General features: G+C 66.4%; 17 protein-coding genes. 3 read left to right on the forward strand and 14 right to left on the reverse strand.

What is annotated here, in order from left to right; all coding sequences use genetic code 11:
- Position 1: 1 nt before the first annotated feature.
- Both AMB_RS20900 and AMB_RS20905 read left to right on the forward strand, forming a co-directional pair.
- Positions 2-2,812: an FAD-binding and (Fe-S)-binding domain-containing protein gene (locus AMB_RS20900; protein ID WP_011386481.1), complete on the forward strand. Its 2,811-nt coding sequence runs from the start codon at positions 2-4 to the stop codon at positions 2,810-2,812.
- Positions 2,813-2,878: 66 nt separating this feature from the next.
- The gene (locus AMB_RS20905; protein ID WP_011386482.1) at positions 2,879-3,643 is read left to right on the forward strand and encodes an enoyl-CoA hydratase-related protein; all 765 of its coding nucleotides are present in this window, start codon (positions 2,879-2,881) and stop codon (positions 3,641-3,643) included.
- A 230-nt stretch (positions 3,644-3,873) separates the two neighbouring features.
- Here AMB_RS20905 and AMB_RS20910 read toward each other — a convergent pair whose 3' ends face one another.
- The 9 genes from AMB_RS20910 to AMB_RS20950 form a co-directional block, all read right to left on the reverse strand.
- Complete coding sequence (locus tag AMB_RS20910) at positions 3,874-4,482, reverse strand: NMCC_0638 family (lipo)protein (protein ID WP_011386483.1); 609 nt, start codon at positions 4,480-4,482, stop codon at positions 3,874-3,876.
- Positions 4,479-5,063, reverse strand: a complete 585-nt coding sequence (locus tag AMB_RS20915; protein ID WP_011386484.1) for an NMCC_0638 family (lipo)protein — start codon at positions 5,061-5,063, stop codon at positions 4,479-4,481. Before AMB_RS20915 ends, AMB_RS20910 begins: the two co-directional genes overlap by 4 nt.
- A complete protein-coding gene (locus AMB_RS20920) occupies positions 5,060-5,482 on the reverse strand; it encodes a bacteriohemerythrin (RefSeq protein WP_011386485.1) in 423 nt (140 codons plus the stop codon). Before AMB_RS20920 ends, AMB_RS20915 begins: the two co-directional genes overlap by 4 nt.
- 6 nt (positions 5,483-5,488) lie before the next feature.
- The gene (locus AMB_RS20925; protein ID WP_043745486.1) at positions 5,489-6,319 is read right to left on the reverse strand and encodes an acyl-ACP desaturase; all 831 of its coding nucleotides are present in this window, start codon (positions 6,317-6,319) and stop codon (positions 5,489-5,491) included.
- A 107-nt stretch (positions 6,320-6,426) separates the two neighbouring features.
- Complete coding sequence (locus AMB_RS20930) at positions 6,427-6,828, reverse strand: F0F1 ATP synthase subunit epsilon (protein ID WP_011386487.1); 402 nt, start codon at positions 6,826-6,828, stop codon at positions 6,427-6,429.
- Between the two features lie 70 nt (positions 6,829-6,898).
- Complete coding sequence (gene atpD, locus AMB_RS20935; RefSeq protein ID WP_011386488.1) at positions 6,899-8,323, reverse strand: F0F1 ATP synthase subunit beta; 1,425 nt, start codon at positions 8,321-8,323, stop codon at positions 6,899-6,901.
- Between the two features lie 20 nt (positions 8,324-8,343).
- Entirely contained in the window at positions 8,344-9,228 is an 885-nt protein-coding gene (locus AMB_RS20940) for a F0F1 ATP synthase subunit gamma (protein WP_011386489.1), read from the reverse strand.
- A 22-nt stretch (positions 9,229-9,250) separates the two neighbouring features.
- Positions 9,251-10,780: a F0F1 ATP synthase subunit alpha gene (gene atpA, locus AMB_RS20945; RefSeq protein ID WP_011386490.1), complete on the reverse strand. Its 1,530-nt coding sequence runs from the start codon at positions 10,778-10,780 to the stop codon at positions 9,251-9,253.
- Positions 10,780-11,334: a F0F1 ATP synthase subunit delta gene (locus tag AMB_RS20950; RefSeq protein ID WP_011386491.1), complete on the reverse strand. Its 555-nt coding sequence runs from the start codon at positions 11,332-11,334 to the stop codon at positions 10,780-10,782. Before AMB_RS20950 ends, atpA begins: the two co-directional genes overlap by 1 nt.
- A gap of 322 nt (positions 11,335-11,656) precedes the next feature.
- Between AMB_RS20950 and AMB_RS20955 the strand changes: the two genes are divergently transcribed.
- Positions 11,657-11,890, forward strand: coding sequence for an FmdB family zinc ribbon protein (locus tag AMB_RS20955; protein ID WP_011386492.1), 234 nt, complete (start codon positions 11,657-11,659; stop codon positions 11,888-11,890).
- A gap of 137 nt (positions 11,891-12,027) precedes the next feature.
- Here AMB_RS20955 and AMB_RS20960 read toward each other — a convergent pair whose 3' ends face one another.
- The 5 genes from AMB_RS20960 to AMB_RS20980 all read right to left on the reverse strand — a co-directional run bounded on the left by AMB_RS20960 (position 12,028) and on the right by AMB_RS20980 (position 19,939).
- Complete coding sequence (locus AMB_RS20960; protein WP_011386493.1) at positions 12,028-13,173, reverse strand: response regulator; 1,146 nt, start codon at positions 13,171-13,173, stop codon at positions 12,028-12,030.
- Between the two features lie 28 nt (positions 13,174-13,201).
- Positions 13,202-13,612 carry a response regulator gene (locus AMB_RS20965; protein ID WP_011386494.1) on the reverse strand — a complete coding sequence of 137 codons (411 nt, stop codon included), beginning with the start codon at positions 13,610-13,612 and terminating at the stop codon, positions 13,202-13,204.
- Positions 13,609-17,385, reverse strand: a complete 3,777-nt coding sequence (locus tag AMB_RS20970) for a response regulator (RefSeq protein WP_011386495.1) — start codon at positions 17,383-17,385, stop codon at positions 13,609-13,611. Before AMB_RS20970 ends, AMB_RS20965 begins: the two co-directional genes overlap by 4 nt.
- Positions 17,382-18,944 (reverse strand): GAF domain-containing protein, encoded by a 1,563-nt coding sequence (locus AMB_RS20975; protein ID WP_011386496.1) that lies wholly within the window; start codon positions 18,942-18,944, stop codon positions 17,382-17,384. Before AMB_RS20975 ends, AMB_RS20970 begins: the two co-directional genes overlap by 4 nt.
- A 68-nt stretch (positions 18,945-19,012) precedes the next feature.
- Entirely contained in the window at positions 19,013-19,939 is a 927-nt protein-coding gene (locus AMB_RS20980; RefSeq protein WP_231848914.1) for an alpha/beta hydrolase family protein, read from the reverse strand.
- Positions 19,940-19,945 lie beyond the last annotated feature (6 nt).

Below are 19,945 nucleotides of genomic sequence, written 5' to 3' on the forward strand. Positions count from 1 at the left end.
CATGACCCGCACCGCCCCCGACTATTCCGCCCTGCTCCAGGACCTGACCGGCGTGATGCCGGTCAGCCGGCTGATCACCGATCCGCTGCGCCGTCTGGCCTATGGCACCGATGCCAGCTTCTACCGGCTGGTGCCCCAGGTGGTAGCCGAAGTGCGTGACGAGGCCGAGGTCAAGGGCGTCCTGGCCGCCTGCCGCCGCCATGGCGCCCCGGTCACCTTCCGCGCCGCCGGCACCTCCCTGTCGGGCCAGGCGGTCAGCGATTCCGTGCTGATGATCTTAGGGACCGGCTGGACCCAGGCGGTGGTCGAGGACGAGGGCAAGCGCATCCGCCTGCAGCCCGGGGTGATCGGCGCCGAGGCCAACCGCCGCCTGGCCGCCTTCGCCCGCAAGATCGGCCCCGATCCGGCCAGCATCGATTCCTGCAAGATCGGCGGCATCGCCGCCAACAACGCCAGCGGCATGTGCTGCGGCACCTCGGATAATTCCTACCAGACCGTGATGTCCATGCGCCTGGTCCTGGCCGACGGCACCCTGGTGGATACCGGCAACCCGGAAAGCGTCGCCGCCTTCCGCGCCTCCCATGCCGAGTTGCTGTCCCGGCTGGACGACATGGGCCGGCGGGTGCGGGATGACGAGACCCTGGCCGGCCGCATCCGGCACAAATTCGCCATCAAGAACACCACCGGCTATTCCCTCAACGCCCTGGTGGACTTCACTGATCCGCTGGACATCCTCACCCATCTGATGATCGGGTCCGAGGGCACCCTGGGCTTCATCGCCGAGATCACCTACCGCACCGTCCCCGAGCATGCCCACAAGGCCAGCGCCCTGCTGCTGTTCCCCGACATCGCCGAGGCCTGCCGCGCCGTGGTGGCGTTGAAGCAAGCCCCGGTCTCCGCCGTGGAACTGATGGACCGCGCCTCCTTGCGCTGCGTCGAGGACAAGCCGGGCATGCCCGCCCAGATCCGGGGACTGGCCGACGGCGTCACCTCGCTGCTGGTGGAAGCGCGCGGCGAGACGGCCGAGGCCCTGGCCGCCAATCTGGCCGAGATCGGCCGGGTGCTGTCCGGCGTCACCACCTTGTTCCCGCCCGCCTTCACCGACGATCCCTATGAGTACGGCACGCTGTGGAAGATCCGCAAGGGCCTGTTCCCGGCCCTGGGCGCCGTGCGCAAGGTGGGGACCACGGTGATCATCGAGGACGTGGCCTTCCCCATCGAATCCCTGGCCGCCGCCACCACCGATCTGGAGCATCTGTGCCGCAAGCACGGCTATGACGAGGCGATCATTTTCGGCCATGCCCTGGACGGCAACCTGCACTTCACCTTCACCCAGGATTTCGGCATCAAGGAGGAGGTGGACCGCTACGCCCGCTTCATGGACGAGGTCGCCGAACTGGTGGTCAACAAGTACGACGGTTCCCTGAAGGCCGAGCACGGAACCGGCCGCAACATGGCCCCCTTCGTCGAAATGGAATGGGGCACCGAGGCCACCGCCCTGATGTGGGACATCAAGGGCCTGCTCGACCCGCTGGGCCTGCTCAATCCCGGCGTGCTGCTGGACAAGGACCCCCGCGCCCACCTGAACAATCTGAAGCCGCTGCCCGCCGCCGATTCCCTGGTGGACACCTGCATCGAGTGCGGCTTCTGCGAGCGCATGTGCCCCAGCCACGGCCTGACGCTGTCGCCCCGCCAGCGCATCACCTCGTGGCGGGAAATCTCGCGCCGGACCGCCGCCAACGAGAATTCCGACGAGTTGCGCCGCCTCTACGATTACCAGGGCATCGACACCTGCGCCGCCTGCGGGCTGTGCGCCACCGCCTGCCCGGTGGGCATCGAGACCGGCCGGCTGACCAAGTCCCTGCGCGGCCGCCGCCTGGGCAGCGGCGCCCATGCCGTGGGGCAATGGGCCTCGCGCCATTACGGCGCCGCCATGGCCGCCACCCGGTTCGGGCTGGGGGCCGCCGCCCTGGTCTCCAGGCTGGCCGGTCCCTCCGCCATGGCCGCCATGGCCTCGGGGCTCCGCACGCTGTCGGGCGGCCGCACTCCCAAGCTGGGCGAGCATCTGCCCACCGCCGCCGATTTCGCGCCGCCGGCCAATGCCCCGTCGGGCGAGCGGGTGGTGTACTTCCCCACCTGCGCCGCCCGCACCATGGGCCCCGCCTCGGGCGACCCGGAAAAGGACTCGCTGCCCACGGTCATGACCCGGGTGCTGGCCCGCGCTGGCTTCGGGGTGGTGATTCCCGACGGCGTCGAGAATCTGTGCTGTGGCCAGGCCTTCGAAAGCAAGGGCCTCCAGGCCACCGCCGACGCCAAGGCCGCCGAATTGGAAGCTGCCCTGTTCAAGGCCTCCGACCACGGCCGGCTGCCCATCGTCATGGACGCCTCGGCCTGCGCCTGGCGCATGAAGACCTATCTGGGCGAGCGGCTCAAGGTGGTGGACTCGGTGGAGTTCCTGCATGATGCCGCGCTGCCCCGCCTGTCCCCCACGCCCCAGGACGCCCCCGTGCTGGTCCATGTCAATTGCGGCGCCCGCAAGCAGGGTCTGGACGACAAGATGGTCGGGCTGGCCAAGGCCTGCGCCAAGACGGCCATCGTCCCTGAGGCGGTGGGCTGCTGCGGCTTCGCCGGCGACAAGGGCTTCACCAATCCCGAGCTCAACGACCACGCGCTGCGGCATCTGGCCCCCCAGGTGCCCCAGGGCTGCGAGGCGGGCTATTCCTCCAACCGCACCTGCGAGATCGGCCTGGCCGATCATGCCGACGTGCCGTATCGCTCCATCGTCTATCTGCTGGACCGGACGACACGGTAGGGACTTGCCCGCGCCGGCAGCTCATGCCAGCCTCTCCTGCAAATAAATACGCAAGGAGAGGCTGAAATGAGCGAGTTGGTATTGTCCCATGTGGAAGGCGGCGTTCAGGTGGTCCGCATGAACCGCCCGGACAAGAAGAACGCCCTGATCGGCGAGATGTACGCCGCCCTGGCCGAGGCCTTCGCCAAGGGCGAGGCCGATGACGACGTGAACGTCTTCCTGATCCTGGGCAGCCAGACCGACTTTTCCGCCGGCAACGACCTGCCTGACTTCCTGACCTGGGAGGCGCTGAGCGGTTCGGTGGCCGACCGCTTCATCCGCGCCGTGGCGGGAGCCAGGAAGCCGGTGGTGGCGGCCGTGCGCGGCGCGGCCATCGGCATCGGCTCGACCCTGCTGCCCCATTGCGATCTGGTCTATGCCGCGCCGGGAACCCGTTTCCACATGCCGTTCATCAATCTGGGCATCGTGCCCGAGGCCGGCTCCAGCCAGACCATGCCCGCCCTCGCTGGTCATCGCCGCGCCGCCGAGATGCTGATGCTGGGCGAGCCCTTCGGAGTGGACACCGCCGAGGCCGTCGGCCTGATCAACGGCGTGGTGCCGGGCGAGGATCTGGAGGAAACCGCCATGGCGGCGGCCCGCAAGCTGGCGGCCAAGCCGCGCTCCATCCTGGTGCAGATCAAGGCGCTGATGAAGACTCCGGCCGAGCCGATCATGGATCGCCTGACCCGCGAGGCGGCGGTGTTCGACACCTGCCTGAAGGGCGAAGCCCTGAATGAGGCCGTCTCCGCCTTCAAGGAGAAGCGGGCACCCGATTTCTCCAAGTGCCGCTAATGCGGCCGGGAGGGCCGCGCTCCTGGACCAAACCAGAGCGCGGGCATCCTGTCCTTTCCCTTACCCCGCTTGCGCGGCAGGGCTACCGCCCTGGCCCGTTCGAAGGCACAGCCTCCGAACCACCAGATTCTTTATAAAAACTGAAGGGTTCTGGAAGCCGTGCTTCCCGATTGGGGGATCGGGGGCAAACGCCCCCGATGGAGAGCTCTCCGCAACCTGCCTGCAGGATCCTACTTCTTCATGATCCGGCTGACCGACAGCATGGCCTCCATGGGTCGGCGGCCGGGGGCGGAGATCGAGGTGACCAGGGCCAGAGGCTGGCTGCCGTCCTCGGCGAAGCGCCGGCCCAGATCGCGGGCGAACCAGTCGGCGGGCATCAGATAGTAGTCGCTGATCAGCTGACCGGCCTCGTCGCGGGCTTCGAGCGCCAGCAGTTGCGCGCCGCCCTTCAGCCCCCCCTTTTCCACCATGGCCAGAAGATGTCGCTGCAGCGAGGTGGCGTCGCCGTATTCGGACCAGACCGTACAGATGCCGTCCTTGCCCGCCACCAGGGTAACGGCCCCCAGGCCGGGGCGGCGCAGCACGCGAACCAAACCCTGACGTCCCGTCAGAAAGGTCTCGGCCACCTCGGGCGCCACATCGGTGAAGCCGAACTCGCCGGTAGGCGAGGCGGCGGTGATGATGGCGTTGTAATCACCCACGTTGAGCACGCAGATGCGTCCCAGCACCGCCACCGCCAGCCGCGACGTCTCGTCGCGGGTGGCCAGACCGCCCATGGTCTGGGCCTGGGCCGGCAGGGCCAGCAGAACCAGCAGCAATGTGGCGAGTATCCGGCTCATGGCTGCCTCACTCCGATGGTGATGATGGCCTGAAGATCGGGATTGGCGCTTTCCGAGGTGGTGACGATCACCCGCAGCCCGGTGGGCTCGGCCCCGTGCGTCTTGACCAGTTCATCGCGGTACGTGGCGGTGGGCGTAAGGTCGAGAAAGCGCGAGGTCAGCGGTCCGTTGCTCTCGCGCCCGCCGGCCTGGACATTGAAATAGCGCCCGACCGCCGCCTTCAGGTCTTTTTCCACCTGGGCATTGATGGCGGAGGTGGAGACCCGACGGACAAAGACCGCGCATTGATCGTCCTTGGTCAGCAGCGCCAGGGTGACGCCGGCATCCTCGCGCAGATAGGCCTCGCCCGGACGGCCCTGGAGAAACGGCTTGGCCGCCTGATCGGACAGGCGGGGAAGGTAGAGGTCTCCGCCGGGCTGCAACCGCTGCCTCAGCTTGTCCAGCGCCCCCACATGGGCGGCGCAGCCCAGCACGAAGGTGGCCGAAGCGATCTCGGCCACGTTGCGCGGCGGCTCGGCGGCCGAGACGGGCTGGACCGCCACGGCGGCGGCCATGCCGAGGGCTAGGAACAGCCGGCTCATGCGCATTGCCGGGGCACGAAGGTCTTGATCCGCATATCCTGCTGCGTCACATGCTCCACCAGGGCCTCCATCAAGGCGTGGGCGCCCAGCAGGCAATCGAGCAGGCAATCGGCGGCATGGATTTCCGCAACCACGGACTCGGTCCTGGCCAGCAGGCGCTCGTGCTCCTGCTGGTGGATGGGCAGGGCGGGAAAGCCGATGCGGGCCATCAATCGCTCCTCGTCGGCGAAATGGGTACGCAGATTGGTGATGAACGCGCTGCAATAGGCGACGATTTCATCCTTGGGCTCCTCCGAGGCCAGGGCGGCGCGCAGGGCGGCCGCCTCCTCGAAGAAGGCGCGATGCTGGGCATCCACCAGGGGATCGCCCAGGGCGAACTCCTCGCTCCACCGGTATTGCCATAATGCGTTGCCGCTCATGACCCCTTACACTCCCGAACCCATGGCCGACTGGCGCGAACGTTGCTGCATCTTGCCCCAGGCGAAATCCCGGGCCCGTCGTCCCAGCCAGCCCCGGGGATCAAGCCCCACCGCCTTGACCACCATGCTGGCCGCCCGCTCGGCATGCACCTTGCCATAAAGTGCATAGGCACGCGAGGCATAGGCGGCGTTGCAGCGCCGCCGGTCGTAAACCGCCTCCTCGGGCTCATTGGCCGCGAACCAGGCATAGGCCAACTCGTCGTCGTCGCTTTCGCGGATACGCCCCACCGCCACCAGGGCCCGGCGCCAGACCGGCAGCCGATCCCGCCCCTGGCGATGGCGCATGGCGGTGTAGAACAGCTTGTAATGCCGGAACTCGTCGCCGGCAATGCGATGGCACAGCTCGCGCAGCACCGGCTCCCGGGTAGCGTCGCGAACGGCGCAATAAAAGGACGAGGTTCCGGTCTCGACGATGCAGCGGGCCAGCAATTCGCCGGTGACCGATCCCCGCACCGAGGTTTCGGCATCCACCGGGATGCGGTAGCCGTCGGTGAACCGCTGGAACCGCCGGGCGAAGACAAAGGAAGGATCGGCCATCTCGGCATAGCGGCCCAGGGCCTCGCCGTGGCGGATCTCGTCGGCCCGCCACTGTTCGAGGATGGCGACGAAGGCGGGATCATCACGGAACACCCGGGCAAGATACAAGGTGTAGTCGGCAGCATTGCGCTCGACCATGGCGGCGGCCTTGATCACCTTCAGGATACCGTCGTTCACCTGACCGGGATCGAACCGGTCCCAGGCGATGTCGTCGGCGCTCCATCCCGTCCTGCCTTGCATGTCCGCTCCCGCGTGAAGCCCCCATTCTGTGGCAAGAAAGGGGATTTTCAAGACAAAAGGGCCGCCCCCGGCGGGAGCGGCCCTTTCGCGAAACGATGATGCGCCGATCAGGCGACCGCGGCGGCCATGGCTTCGGCCACCAGCATCAGGCGGCCGGCATGGGCCTTGTCCCGATCCGACTTGGCGTCGTCCAGGGCTTCCTTGGCGGCCTTCTTGCGGGCTTCGGCCATCTCAGCGGTCAGTTCGCCCACCGGAATGGCTTCCTCGGCCAGGACGGTGATGCGCTCTTCGTTGACCTCAGCGAAACCGCCGGCCACGAAAACCGAGGACGAGACCTTGCCGCCGTCATGGATGTCGATGACACCCGGACGCACGGTGGTGATCATCGGGGCGTGCAGGGCCAGGGCACCGAAATCGCCTTCGGCTCCGGGCACCACGACCATGTCCACCTTGGACGAAACCAACAGCTTCGCCGGGGACACCAATTCGAACTGAATCTTCTCGGCCATGCCGCGAGTCCTTCAACTTTTTTAGCGGCGGGTCCCCGAAGGAACCCGCCCCTAATTATTCCCGAAAGCCTTAGGCCGCCTCGGCAGCCATCTTCTTGGCCTTCTCGATCACCTCGTCGATGCCGCCAACCATGTAGAAGGCAGCCTCGGGGAGGTGGTCGTATTCGCCGGCGACGATGGCCTTGAAGCCCTTGATGGTGTCGTCGATGGCCACCAGCTTGCCCGGCGAACCGGTGAAGATTTCGGCCACGTGGAAGGGCTGGGACAGGAAGCGCTGGATCTTACGAGCGCGCGACACGACCAGCTTGTCCTCTTCCGACAGCTCGTCCATGCCCAGGATGGCGATGATGTCCTGCAGCGACTTGTAGGTCTGCAGGATGCGCTGCACGTCGCGGGCGGTCTGGTAGTGATCGTTGCCGACCACGCGGGGATCCAGAACGCGAGAGGTGGAGTCGAGCGGATCCACGGCCGGGTAGATGCCCAGCTCGGCGATCTGACGATTCAGCACGGTGGTGGCGTCCAAGTGGGCGAACGACGTGGCCGGAGCCGGGTCGGTGAGATCGTCGGCCGGCACGTAAATGGCCTGCACCGAGGTGATCGAGCCCTTCTTGGTGGAGGTGATGCGCTCCTGCAGGGCGCCCATGTCGGTGGCGAGAGTGGGCTGATAGCCCACCGCCGACGGGATGCGGCCCAGCAGCGCGGACACTTCCGAACCGGCCTGAGTGAAGCGGAAGATGTTGTCCACGAAGAACAGCACGTCCTGACCTTCCACGTCGCGGAAGTACTCGGCGACGGTCAGGCCCGACAGGGCGACGCGGGCACGGGCGCCCGGGGGCTCGTTCATCTGGCCGTACACCAGGGCCACCTTGGAGCCCGGGCCGTCCAGCTTGATGACGCCCGACTCGATCATCTCGTGATAGAGGTCGTTGCCTTCACGGGTACGCTCGCCCACGCCGGCGAACACCGAGTAACCGCCGTGCGCCTTGGCGATGTTGTTGATCAGCTCCATGATCAGCACGGTCTTGCCCACGCCGGCGCCGCCGCACAGGCCGATCTTGCCGCCCTTGCAGTACGGGGCCAGCAGGTCGATGACCTTGATGCCGGTGACCAGGATCTCGGTCTCGGTGGACTGGTCGACGAATTCCGGGGCGTCGGCATGGATCGGCAGGGTGGTCTTGTTGCCGATGGGGCCGCGCTCGTCGATGGGCTCGCCGATCACGTTGATGATGCGGCCCAGGGTCTCGGGGCCGACGGGCATCTGGATGGCGGCGCCGGTGTCCACCACTTCGGTGCCACGGGTCAGACCGTCCGTGGAGTCCATGGCGATGGTACGCACGGTGGACTCGCCCAGATGCTGAGCGACTTCGAGAACCAGCTTCTTGCCCTGATGTTCCAGGTGAAGCGCGCTGAGGATGGCCGGCAGCTGGCCGTCGAAGCGCACGTCCACGACGGCGCCCAGGACCTGGGTAATCGTGCCGACGTTCTTGTTTGCCATGGTGTGCTCCTAGTCTTCCGTCACAGCGCTTCGGCGCCGGAGATGATTTCGATCAGTTCCTTGGTGATCTGGGCCTGGCGCGACCGGTTGTACTTGATCGCCAAGGCATTGATCATGTCGCCCGCATTACGCGTCGCGTTGTCCATCGCGGTCATGCGCGCGCCCTGCTCCGAAGCCTGGCTTTCCAGCAGGGCACGGAACATCTGGGTCGCCAGATTGCGCGGCAGGATTTCGGCCAGGATTTCTTCTTCGCTGGGCTCGAACTCGTAGATGGCCTTCGGTCCGGTCTCGGACTTGGCGGCCTGCTCGGGCACCGGGAAGGGAATCACCTGCTGGCGGGTCACTTCCTGGGCGATGGCCGACTTGAACTTGTTGTAGACCACGGTGCAGACATCGAATTCCTCCGCATCGAACATGGCGGAGATCTGCGACGCGACCTGATCGGCCTCGGCGAAGACGATGCCCTTGCGGCCCAGGTTCTCGAAGCCCTCGATCATGTACTGGCCATAGTCACGGCGCAGCTGCTCGCGGGCCTTGCGGCCCACCGGCATGATCTTGATGGTCTTGCCCTGCTTCAGCAGATCAGCGGCCATCGCCTTGGTGGCGCGGACGATGCTCGAATTGAAGCCGCCGCACAGACCGCGATCGGCGGTCACCGCGACAAGCAGATGCACCTTGTCGAATCCGGTGCCGGAGATCATGCGGGGCGCACCCGACTGGCCAGCCAGCGAGGCGGCCAGGGTGCCCAGCATGCGCTCCATGCGCTCGGCGAACGGCCGTGCCGCTTCCGCCGCGGTTTGCGCGCGGCGGAGCTTCGAGGCAGCGACCATCTTCATGGCGGACGTGATCTTGCGCGTCGATTTGACGCTCACGATCTTCATCCGCAGGTCCTTGAGACTCGCCATAACCTAAACTCCCACGGGACGGTTAAGCGAAGGTCTTGGAGAACGCGTCGAGGAACGCCTTGAGCTTCTCTTCGGTCTGGGCGCTGATCTGCTTCTCGGTGGCGATGGCGGTCAGAATTTCCGGCGCCTTCGACTTGATTTCCGACAGCAGGGACGACTCGAAGCGGCCGACCTGGCGCACGTCGATCTTGTCCAGATAGCCCTTCACGCCGGCGTAGATGGAAATGACTTCCTCTTCCGTCGCCATGGGCGAGAACTGCGGCTGCTTCAGCAGCTCGGTCAGACGCGCGCCACGGGCCAGCAGCTTCTGGGTGGCCGGATCCAGGTCGGAAGCGAACTGCGCGAAGGCAGCCATTTCACGATACTGGGCCAGTTCCAGCTTGATCGAGCCCGCAACCTGCTTCATCGCCTTGATCTGGGCGGCGGAGCCGACGCGCGACACCGACAGACCGACGTTCACGGCGGGGCGGATGCCCTTATAGAACAGTTCGGTTTCCAGGAAGATCTGGCCGTCGGTGATCGAGATCACGTTGGTGGGGATGTAGGCCGACACGTCGTTGGCCTGGGTCTCGATGACCGGCAGAGCGGTCAGCGAGCCGGCGCCGGCGGCGTCGCCCATCTTGGCGGCGCGCTCGAGCAGGCGCGAGTGCAGGTAGAACACGTCGCCGGGATAGGCTTCGCGGCCCGGCGGGCGGCGCAGCAGCAGCGACATCTGACGGTAGGCGACGGCCTGCTTGGACAGATCATCATAGATGATCAGGGCATGCATGCCGTTGTCGCGAAAATACTCGCCCATGGTGCAGCCGGCGTAGGGGGCGATGAACTGCAGCGGAGCGGGCTCCGACGCGGTCGCGGCCACCACGATGGTGTAGTCCATGGCGCCGTAATCGGTCAGGGTCTTGACGATCTGGGCGACGGTGGAGCGCTTCTGACCGACGGCGACGTAGATGCAGAACAGCTTCGCCTTCTCGTCGTTGGCGTCATGCCAGCGCTTCTGGTTGATGATGGTGTCGACCAGGATGGCGGTCTTGCCGGTCTGGCGATCGCCGATGACCAGCTCGCGCTGACCGCGGCCGATGGGGATCAGGGCGTCCACGGCCTTGATGCCGGTGGACATGGGCTCGTGCACCGACTTACGCGGAATGATGCCCGGGGCCTTGACGTCCACGCGCTGGCGCGAAGCAGCCTCGATGGGGCCCTTGCCGTCGATGGGATTGCCGAGAGCGTCGACGACGCGGCCCAGCAGGCCCTTGCCGACCGGAACGTCCACGATGGAGCCGGTCCGCTTGACGACGTCGCCTTCCTTGATGTTGCGGTCGTCGCCGAAGATCACGACACCGACATTGTCGGTCTCGAGGTTCAGCGCCATACCCTTGATGCCACCCGGGAATTCGACCATCTCGCCGGCCTGGACCTTGTCGAGGCCGTGCACGCGGGCGATGCCGTCACCGACAGACAGCACCTGACCGACCTCGGCAACTTCCGCCTCGGTCCCGAAGGTGGCGATCTGTTGCTTGAGGATTGCGGAGATTTCCGCGGCGCGGATTTCCATTATCCAACCCCTTTCATAGCGAGCTTGAGATGCTGCAGCTTCGTCTTCAGCGAGCTGTCAACCATGCGGGAACCGACCTGAACCACCAGGCCGCCCAGCAAGCTGGGATCAACCTTGACGTCGACGGCGACATTGCCGCCGAAGGCTGCCTTAAGGGCGGTGGTAAGGGCGTCTTGCTGGGCCGGCGAGAGAGCCACGGCGGAAGCCACCGTCGCGGACTTTTCCCCGCGACGGGCCGCCAACCGGCCAAGATAGGATGCAATCACCCCCGAAAGGGTGTGCAGCCGGCGGTTTTGAGCCGCCAGACCAAGAAATTTGTTCGTCAGCTCGGAAAAGCCGGCGGCCTTGGCAACGGCGGAGATCGCCTTGCCCTGGTCGTTGCGGCTCAGCACGGGGCTGTCGACGACGCGGCGCAGGTCCGCGCTTTCGCGCAGCATGGCCTGGAGCGTCTTGAGATCACCGGCAACCTGGTCGAGCGAGCCGGAAGAATCGGCCAACTCGAAGAGAGCGGTGGCATAGCGGTCGGCGATCACGCCAATAGTTTCGGAAGGCACCTGGGCAAGTCCTTGGATAGGGTCGAACCGGCAGCCGTAACCTATTGAAAGGCAACATAATTCTGGCGCCTGCAGGATTAGCCCCCCTGTCGGCGCGTCGGTTAACTAGCACATAGAGTTTTGCGTTGCAAGACGAGTCCTGCCCATTCGGGGGAGGAGAGCGAATTATCCTTCATCCGCCGGGCGCGCCACTGCACGCCAAAACAAGGGTGGGGGCCTGGGTGGGACGACCTACCCGTCCGCCACATTTTTTTTCGTGCCGGCGGACCCGCGGTGCTAATCTTGGGCGGCCGCCGCCCCGTCTTGCCCCTTCGAGGACCCCATGCCCTACTACACCTTCCGCTGCACCGGCTGCGGCACCGAGTTCGAGACCCTGGTCCGCTCCTCCGACGCGTCCCCGGCCTGCCCCCAATGCGGCAGCCAGGCCCTGGAGCGCCAGATGGGCGCCACCGCCCCCGCCGCCAAGACGCCCGGCGTGGTGAGCCAGGCCCGCGCCCGGGCGGCCCGCGAGGGCCATTTCAGCAATTACGCCCGGTCAGAGATCAAGCGAAAATAGCGCCACCATTCCGATAGTGTCGCTATAAACGCATCACATCGCCGACAGCGCCATTACCGGGGAAGTCAGGCGTTATGAGGGAGAGTCGGCGCGTCCCGATACGGGTAATACGCCGACCATCCGATGTTAGGCCCGCCTCACGGAACGCCCCCCGCCCGGCTGAGATATTCCTTCTTTTTTTCCATGTCGCCGTCGCTGTCGGCGAAGCGGGCGGCGATGGCCTTGAACTCGTCCTCCAGGGCGAGAAAGGCCTCGACGATATCGGGGTCGAAATGGGAACCGCTGCCCTCGCGGATGATCTGCACCGCCGTGGCGTGGGGCATGCCCTCCTTGTAGACCCGGCGGCTGATCAGGGCGTCGTAGACGTCGGCCACCGCCATCAGGCGGGCGGAGACAGGGATGTCGTCGCCGCCAATCCCCCGGGGGTAGCCGCTGCCGTCCCACTTTTCCTGGTGGGCATAGGCGATTTCCTTGGCCATGGACAAAAAGGCCACCGGCGTGCCCAGGGATTGCTCGGCGTGCTCGATGGCATCGCGTCCCAGGGTGGTGTGGGTCTTCATGATCTCGAATTCGGCGGGCTCGAACCGTCCCGGCTTCAGCAGGATGCGGTCAGGAATGCCGACCTTGCCGATGTCGTGCAGCGGCGCCGATTTGAACAGCATGTCGACGACGCCGTCGTCAAGCGAGGATGAGAAACGAGGGTGGTCCCTGAGTTTCAGGGCCAGGGCACGGACATAGTACTGGGTCCGCCGGATATGGTTGCCGGTGTCGGAATCCCGCGTCTCGGCCAGGGAGGCCATGGCCAGAATCGTCACGTCCTGAATGGCGGCCAGTTCCCGGGTACGGCGCGTCACCTCGGTCTCCAGATACGCGGTCTTGTCGCGCAGGAAATCGGCGCTGGCCTTGAGCTTCAGGTGGGTCTCGACCCGGGCCAGCACCACGGCCGGAGTGATGGGCTTGGTGATGTAGTCCACCGCCCCCATCTTGAGCCCCACCTCCTCGTCCTCGCTGCCGCTCATGGCGGTGAGAAAGATCACCGGGATGTCGCGGGTTGCTCTGCTGGCCTTGAGGCGCCTGCACACCTCGTAGCCGTCGACCTCGGGCATCATGATGTCCAGCAGGATCAGGTCGGGCGGCGCATCGGACGCCGCGATGGCCAGCGCCTTCTCGCCGCCGTTGGCGATCTTGACCCGGTAGAGGTCCTTCAGCAGCCCGCTCATCAGCTTCAGGTTGTCGGGCGTGTCGTCGACCACCAGGATGGTCGGGCGGATGTCGTCGCTCATGCTTCATTCCCCTCAATCGCCGGGCGGCTCATGGCAGCGTCACCTTCAGGGCGCGCTCGATGGATTTCTTGACGGCGGCGATGGAGACCGGCTTGACCAGGTAGCCCGAGACCTTGAGCCCCTTGGCGGTCATCACCGCCTCCTCGCCCGAATCCGAAGTCAGCATCACCACGGGAATGGCGGCCACTTCGGGAATCGGGGCCCGCTGCAGCGTCGCCACATAGGCGAAGCCGTCCTCGCCCGGCATGTGGATGTCGCACAGCACGACGGAGGGGCGGATGCGCAAGGTCTCTGAGATGGCGGCCTTGACGTCGCCGGCATCGTAGAGGTTGGACGGCGGAATGCCGATCTGCATGAGGATCTGGCGAAGGGTCAGCCGGATGAAAGGCTCGTCATCCACCAGAAGCACCTTGATCCGGCGCAGTTCCGTTTCGTTCATGGGACACCTCTGTCATCGAGGACCGGCGCGAGGGCGTCGCGCAGTTCACTCAGGGTGGGGGGCAGCAGCGGGATCAGCATGCCGGCGGCCGCGTCGTTACCATCCCGGGCCGAGTTTTCCACATCGGCGGCCAGACGACCAAGGCGCAGGGCTCCGGCGGTATTGGCGGTGCCCTTGAGACCATGGGCCACCTCGCGCAGAGCGGCGAGATCGGTCTCGGCCTCCAGGCGCGCCACCTTGGTCCCGGCATCGTCAAGGAAGGCGGCCAGGATGGGGCGCAGCCGCGCCATGTCCCATTTGTAGATGGGCCCCATGCGTTCGAAGTCGAACACGTCGGGATCGATCTCGGGAAGGAGGGGGACGGCCCCGGCCGGGGCGGCGGGGGCCACGACCGCCGTCGGCGCCACCCCGCGCCATTTCAGCAGGCAGGCGAACAGTTCGTCGGGATCGATGGGCTTGGTCAGGTAGTCGTTCATCCCGGCGGCGGCGCATCTGTCGCGGTCGGCCTGCATGGCATTGGCGGTCATGGCGATGACCGGCAGGTCGCCGAAGCCCAGACGGCGGATTTCCCGCGTCGCGGCGACACCGTCCATGACCGGCATCTGCATGTCCATCAGCACCATGTCGTAGGGGGCGGCCATGACCATATCCACGGCGATCTTGCCGTTCTCGGCCACCTCCACCTCCACGCCGCCATCGGCCAGCAGTTCGGTGGCCACCTGCTGGTTGAAGTCGTTGTCCTCCGCCAACAGCACGCGCAGCCCCCGAAGCGACGCCAGGGCGTCGTCTGACACCTCGCGCCCGGCGGCCGCCTCCTCGGGATCGCCCTCCAGCGCCGCTCCCAGGGCGCGCATGACCGCGTCAAACATGATGGAGGGGTTGACCGGCTTGATCAGCACATCCTCAATCCCGGCGGATTCGGCCGCCTTCATCACCTCCTCGCGGCCATGGGCGGTGACCATGATCATGTGGGGCGGACTGGTTAGGCCGAGGCCGAGGATGGCCCTGGCCGTCTCGATTCCGTCCATGCCCGGCATCTGCCAATCGAGGAAGACGACCTCGAACGGCTTGGCGCCGGCGACCTCGCGCACCCTGGCAACGGCCGCCGCCCCGGACTCCACCGCCTCGACCCGGAAGGACATGGAGGTCAGCATGTCCACCAACACGGCACGGGCATTCTCGTTGTCGTCGACCACCAGCATGTGGCGGCCGCGCAGGTCCGGCTTGGGAACCAGGGCGCGGCGCGGCCTGCCCTTGCCCAGGCAGGCGGTGAACCAGAAGGTCGAGCCCCGGCCCGGCTGGCTTTCCACCCCCACCTCGCCGTCCATCAGTTCGGCCAGCTTCCTGGAGATGGCCAGCCCCAGTCCGGTACCGCCGTATTTGCGGGTGGTGGAGGTGTCGGCCTGCTGGAAGCTCTGGAACAGACGGCCCATCTGCTCCGCGCTGAGCCCAATGCCGGTGTCCCTGACCTCGAAGCGCAGCCGGACCGCCTCGCCCAGATCCTCGGCCAGCCGGACGGCCACGACGATCTCGCCCGTCTCGGTGAACTTCACCGCGTTGTTGGCGTAGTTGATCAGGATCTGCCCCAGCCGGAGCGGATCGCCGACCATGTCGTTGGGCACGTCGGACGCCACGTCGAAGATCAGTTCCAGCCCCTTGGCGATGGTCTTTTCGCTGATCAGGTTGGCGACGTTGTCCAGGACGGTATCGAGATGCACGGCGGTCTTTTCCACCGACAGCTTGCCGGCCTCGATCTTGGAGAAGTCGAGGATGTCGTTGATGATTCCCAGCAGATGCTGGCCCGATTGCTGGATCTTGCGCACATAGTCCCGCTGGCGCGGATTGAGCTCGGTCTTCAGCGCCAGATGGCTCATGCCGATGATGGCGTTCATGGGGGTGCGGATCTCGTGGCTCATATTGGCCAGGAAATCGGCCTTGGCCTGGGATGCCGCCTCGGCGCGATCCAGGGCCTGATGCAGCAGGGCGTCGGCCCTCTTGCGCTCGGTGATGTCGCGGAAGGTCACCACGGTTCCCACGACGGTGCCGTCCTTGAGCACCGGCGTGGTGGAGTACTCCACCGGGAAGCTGGTGCCGTCCTTGCGCCAAAGTACCTCGTCCACCTCGGTCCGGGGCTGGCCGTCCTGGCTGGTGAGGAACATGGAGCAGCATTCGCGGGGAAATGGAGTGCCGTCGGGATAAGTGTGATGCGCCAGGGCGTGCAAGGGCTTGCCGACGATTTCGTCGAGACCGTAGCCCAGCATGCGGGCGCCGGCCGGGTTGACGAAGGACATGGTGCCGTCCTGGGCCAAGCCGCAGATGCCCTCGTCCACCGACCCCAGGATCAGGCGCGAGCGCTCCTCCGCCTCGGCCAGTTGCCCGTTGATGGCCTCCAGTTCCTCCTTGCGCGCCGCCACCTGGCGCTCGGAGGCGGCCAGGGTGGCGGCCTGGACCCGGGTCTCCTCCAGCAGGGCGGCGGTTTTGGCGCCGCGTTCCAGAATCTCCAGACTCATGGCCAAGACCGGCAGGGCCCCGTCCAGCAGGGATTGCTCGGCGGGGCCGAAGGCCTCCAGTGTCGCCAGTTCCACCACCGCCAGCAGGCGTTCCCCTCGCAGTACCGGCAGGACGGCGATGGTCTTGGGCACCATCTCGGCCATGCCGCAATCGATGCGGACATAGTCCGAGGGCGGCCGGGTGATGATGAAGGGCGAGCGCTCCAGGGCACATTGACCGATCAGTCCCTCGCCCATGGCGAAGGTCTGGTCCAGGGTCTTGCGCTGGCGGAAGGCATAGCCGCCCAGCAGGCGCAGGCGCCCGGCCTCCTCCTCGTGGATGTAGAACACCCCGTGGCCGACCTTGAGCAGCGGCGCCATGACGGACAGGAAGGTCTGGGCCAGACCGGCCATGGTTGTCGCGGCCTGAAGCTCGGCCGACAGATTGGCCAGGTGGGTCTTGACCCAGCGCTGGGATTCCATCTGCAGCGCCTCGCCGCGCAGCACGTCGATGGAGCGGGCCAGGGCGCCGATCTCGTTGGGATAGTCGGTATGGGGGACGGCCTGATCCAACTGGCCTCCCACCAGCTTTTCCACCACGTCCCGCACCCGGGTGGCGGGACGGCGGATGGACATGCCGATCAGCACGGCGAACAGCAGACCCATCCCGCCGCCGCCGAGGAGAAGCAGCAGGGTCAGACGCTGCCCGCGCTCGTAGCCCTCCTGGGCCAGGCGGGCGGATTCCTGCGCGCCGCGTTCCTTGACCCGGACCACGGCCTCCAGAGCCTCGTCCGAGGCGGCCGCCACCAGCTGGAAGGCCGGCGTGGCGACAAAGACCGCGGCATCGGCGGGATTCGTCCGCAACAGCGCCACCGCCTGATCCACATTGGCCTTGAAGTCCTTGAAGCCGTCATCGAAGCGGGCAAGGTTGCGCCGGTTTTCCTCGCGGACGAGAGTCGGACGGACATGGCTCATTTCGGTATGCAGCGCCGCTTCGGCCTGCGACAGCTGCCGCAGGGCCCTATCGCGCTCGGCCGGCTCGCGGGCCAGGATGGCCTGACGCAAGGCCCGCCCCATCTTGGCCAGTTCGATGCGCCCGTCCTTCAGGCTGGAGATGCCCACCAGCTCCCGGGTGTAAAGGGTCTGGATCTCGTCGTTCAGCCCCCTTTGGACAAGCAGGCTGTAGAGGCCCAGGCCGACGATCATCAGCAGGAAGACCGAAAAGCCGAGAACCAGCTTGGTGGTCAGTCGCAGGCGCTCCAGGGCGTTCAGAAGGAAGGTCATGACAATGCCTCGCGGGTGTCGGCCACGGCGCCCCGATGCCGGCGCTGGATTTCCAGGTTGAGGGCCAGCAGCGACGCCATTTCCATGAACTGGCCATGCACCAGGGGGTCCGGCGGATCGAGAACCGCGATTTCCGCGACGCCCAGGACCGCGTCGTCCAGCAGCAGCGGCGCCATCATCACCGCCGCCGGCCGGGCGCTCCCCAGGCCGGACCGGATGGTCCAGGCCTGAGCGTCGCTGACGTCGAGAATGCGCGGCTGCCGCTCGGCCACGCATTGACCGAGCAGCCCCTCGCCCGGCGCCAGGAGCGGCGGCGTGGCGGCGTCACAGGCGAAGCGCCCCGCCAGATGGAAGACGCCGTCTCCGCTGCCGTCATCGGCGTAAATAAGGCCCTGCAGCGCCCCGAAGATGCGGTGGCACTCGGCCAGGAAGGCGTCGGCCAGTTCCCGCGTCGACCGAGCCCGCTGGAAGAGCAGCGCCGATTCGGCCCGTCGCGTCTTGCGCTCTGCACCGGCGGCCTGGGCAGCGGCGTAGTCTTCCAGGCGCCGTGCCGCCAGGACCTGGGCATGGTGACTGTGCAGCATCTTCAGACCAAGGCCGCAGAAGACCAGCAAGAGGGCCGCCGTCGCCAATCCCACCGCAAGGCTCTCGCCGGCCGGCACGGTCCGCGTGAGATCTTCCATCAGCACCAGGGACCAGTCGCCATAAGGGTCGTTCCAGGTCACCGTGGAGGCTGCCTGGGCATGACGGCGTCCCCCCAGATCCACCACGCCTCCTTCGACGGCAAAGGGCAGGATCGATGGCTCGGCCCGATCGAACATGGCGCCAAACTGCTTGAGCGCCCGGATGGCGCTCAAGCGCTCCGGATTCGGCTGCCCCGCCAGGAAGCCGATCCATTCCGGGCGATTCGAGGCGAACACCACGCCCTGGGGGGACAACAGCAGCGCCACGTCCGACCTGCCCTGCAACAGGGAATCCACCTGGGACAAAGTGGTGCGGGCCACCACCGTCCCGACGGCTTCGGCATTGCGACCCGCCATGGCGCGCACCGGAGTGGCGAAGTAGAGGGCGCGGTCGCCACGGGCCAGACTGACGGCGGCATAGACGTTGTCATGGCCCTTCATGGACGTCTGAAAATAGGGCCGGAAGCGAACATCCAGCCCCGTCGAGGGCTTGCCGCCCATATCCCACGACGATCTGATCCGACCGTCCCCGCCAACGATGAAGACACCCTCGGCACCATGAGAACGGCCAACCGCCTCAAGCAACCGGGAAACCCGGGGACCATTGGGCGGAAAGGTTCCCAAGGCGTCACCCCGAACCTCCTCGTCGGTCATGCCGAGCAAAGAGAGCGACCCCATGATATTGCCGTTCAGGGTCTGCGACATCAATTCGACGCCGCTGCGCTGGGCCTCGATCCGCAGCCGCGAAAGCCGCTCATCGTCGCGGCGTTCGCGAACCGCCCATACCGCCATGGCCGAGCCGATCGCCACGACCAGCAACGCCAAGATCCAGGCCAGCCGGGCATGCCCGGTCGCGAAAGCGGCAATGCGGTTCAAAACGCCCCCGGCCTTTGGTGCGGTCTCTCAACCGGAAACACACGGATCCCGATAAGGTACTCCATCCTTCAGGCATATGAAATCCGCTGTTTCCACGTTCCCCCTTCCGGCAGAAGTACCGCGTCTGGCGGCCAGGGAGAAAGCCCGTCCCGCAGCCACGCACAGCTCTGCCGCCAGAATCCGTCGCGATGACGGGCATGGAACAGGCCGAAATGCCCCACATCCGCAAAGCCCAGATCGGCGGGAGCCAGCGACACCCTCTGCCGCTCGCTGTTCCGGTAATAGCTCAGCCCGCGAAGGATGGCTCGGGGCGTCCCGAATTCATCATCGGCCATGCCCACCGCCAAAATCTGCGCCCGTACGGCGGCGAAGCGGTCGAGGATCAGCGGGCGTTCGTGCTGGGGATAGCTGACCTCCATCTTCTCGCGGCGAAAGCTCCACTCATGAGCCACGCCGGCGGGTAGATCCTCCAGCCAGCCCAGCCGCCGTCCCGGGAAATAGCCCAGCAGAGCGGTCAGCACCGGCATCGCAACATGCCATTTCAGCATCAGCCGCAGACGCCGGTCGGCGGCATAGTCCCGCCAATAGGCGTATTGCGCCCCCACGGTCAGAAGACGGTCGATGCGAGCGGCGCCGGGGGCAAAGCCCGGAAGAAAGCCGCCGATGCTGTGCCCGACCACTGCCAGCATTCCATCGGGGCGCCGCCGCTGCGCCCAGGCGATGGCCGCGTCGAAATCCAGCTCGCCCCAATCGCGCCAGCGAATCCCGGCACCCTGAATCCGCCCCGGCCGCGACAGGCCGATGCCGCGATAATCGTAGGTCAGGACCGCGAACCCCTGTTCGGCCAGAAAGCGTGCGTAGCGGTGATAGTAGCGGGCCAGCACTCCGGTGGCGGGATTGATGATGACGGTTCCCGCGTCCACCGCCCCCTCGGGGCGCCAGAAATGCCCCAGCAGTTCGTAGCCGTCGCGGCACAGAAGGGAGATGGGCTCCATGACCAT

Source organism: Paramagnetospirillum magneticum AMB-1 (assembly GCF_000009985.1).
In the GTDB taxonomy this organism is placed as follows: Bacteria; Pseudomonadota; Alphaproteobacteria; order Rhodospirillales; family Magnetospirillaceae; genus Phaeospirillum; species Phaeospirillum magneticum.

What these genes read in the sequence shown, in the direction of transcription:
- AMB_RS20900 (WP_011386481.1), top strand. Translation starts at nt 2, where the DNA reads ATGACCCGCACCGCCCCCGACTATTCCGCCCTGCTCCAGGACCTGACC.
- AMB_RS20905 (WP_011386482.1), top strand. Translation starts at nt 2,879, where the DNA reads ATGAGCGAGTTGGTATTGTCCCATGTGGAAGGCGGCGTTCAGGTGGTC.
- AMB_RS20910 (WP_011386483.1), bottom strand. Translation starts at nt 4,482, where the DNA reads ATGAGCCGGATACTCGCCACATTGCTGCTGGTTCTGCTGGCCCTGCCG.
- AMB_RS20915 (WP_011386484.1), bottom strand. Translation starts at nt 5,063, where the DNA reads ATGAGCCGGCTGTTCCTAGCCCTCGGCATGGCCGCCGCCGTGGCGGTC.
- AMB_RS20920 (WP_011386485.1), bottom strand. Translation starts at nt 5,482, where the DNA reads ATGAGCGGCAACGCATTATGGCAATACCGGTGGAGCGAGGAGTTCGCC.
- AMB_RS20925 (WP_043745486.1), bottom strand. Translation starts at nt 6,319, where the DNA reads ATGCAAGGCAGGACGGGATGGAGCGCCGACGACATCGCCTGGGACCGG.
- AMB_RS20930 (WP_011386487.1), bottom strand. Translation starts at nt 6,828, where the DNA reads ATGGCCGAGAAGATTCAGTTCGAATTGGTGTCCCCGGCGAAGCTGTTG.
- atpD (WP_011386488.1), bottom strand. Translation starts at nt 8,323, where the DNA reads ATGGCAAACAAGAACGTCGGCACGATTACCCAGGTCCTGGGCGCCGTC.
- AMB_RS20940 (WP_011386489.1), bottom strand. Translation starts at nt 9,228, where the DNA reads ATGGCGAGTCTCAAGGACCTGCGGATGAAGATCGTGAGCGTCAAATCG.
- atpA (WP_011386490.1), bottom strand. Translation starts at nt 10,780, where the DNA reads ATGGAAATCCGCGCCGCGGAAATCTCCGCAATCCTCAAGCAACAGATC.
- AMB_RS20955 (WP_011386492.1), top strand. Translation starts at nt 11,657, where the DNA reads ATGCCCTACTACACCTTCCGCTGCACCGGCTGCGGCACCGAGTTCGAG.
- AMB_RS20960 (WP_011386493.1), bottom strand. Translation starts at nt 13,173, where the DNA reads ATGAGCGACGACATCCGCCCGACCATCCTGGTGGTCGACGACACGCCC.
- AMB_RS20965 (WP_011386494.1), bottom strand. Translation starts at nt 13,612, where the DNA reads ATGAACGAAACGGAACTGCGCCGGATCAAGGTGCTTCTGGTGGATGAC.
- AMB_RS20970 (WP_011386495.1), bottom strand. Translation starts at nt 17,385, where the DNA reads ATGACCTTCCTTCTGAACGCCCTGGAGCGCCTGCGACTGACCACCAAG.
- AMB_RS20980 (WP_231848914.1), bottom strand. Translation starts at nt 19,939, where the DNA reads ATGGAGCCCATCTCCCTTCTGTGCCGCGACGGCTACGAACTGCTGGGG.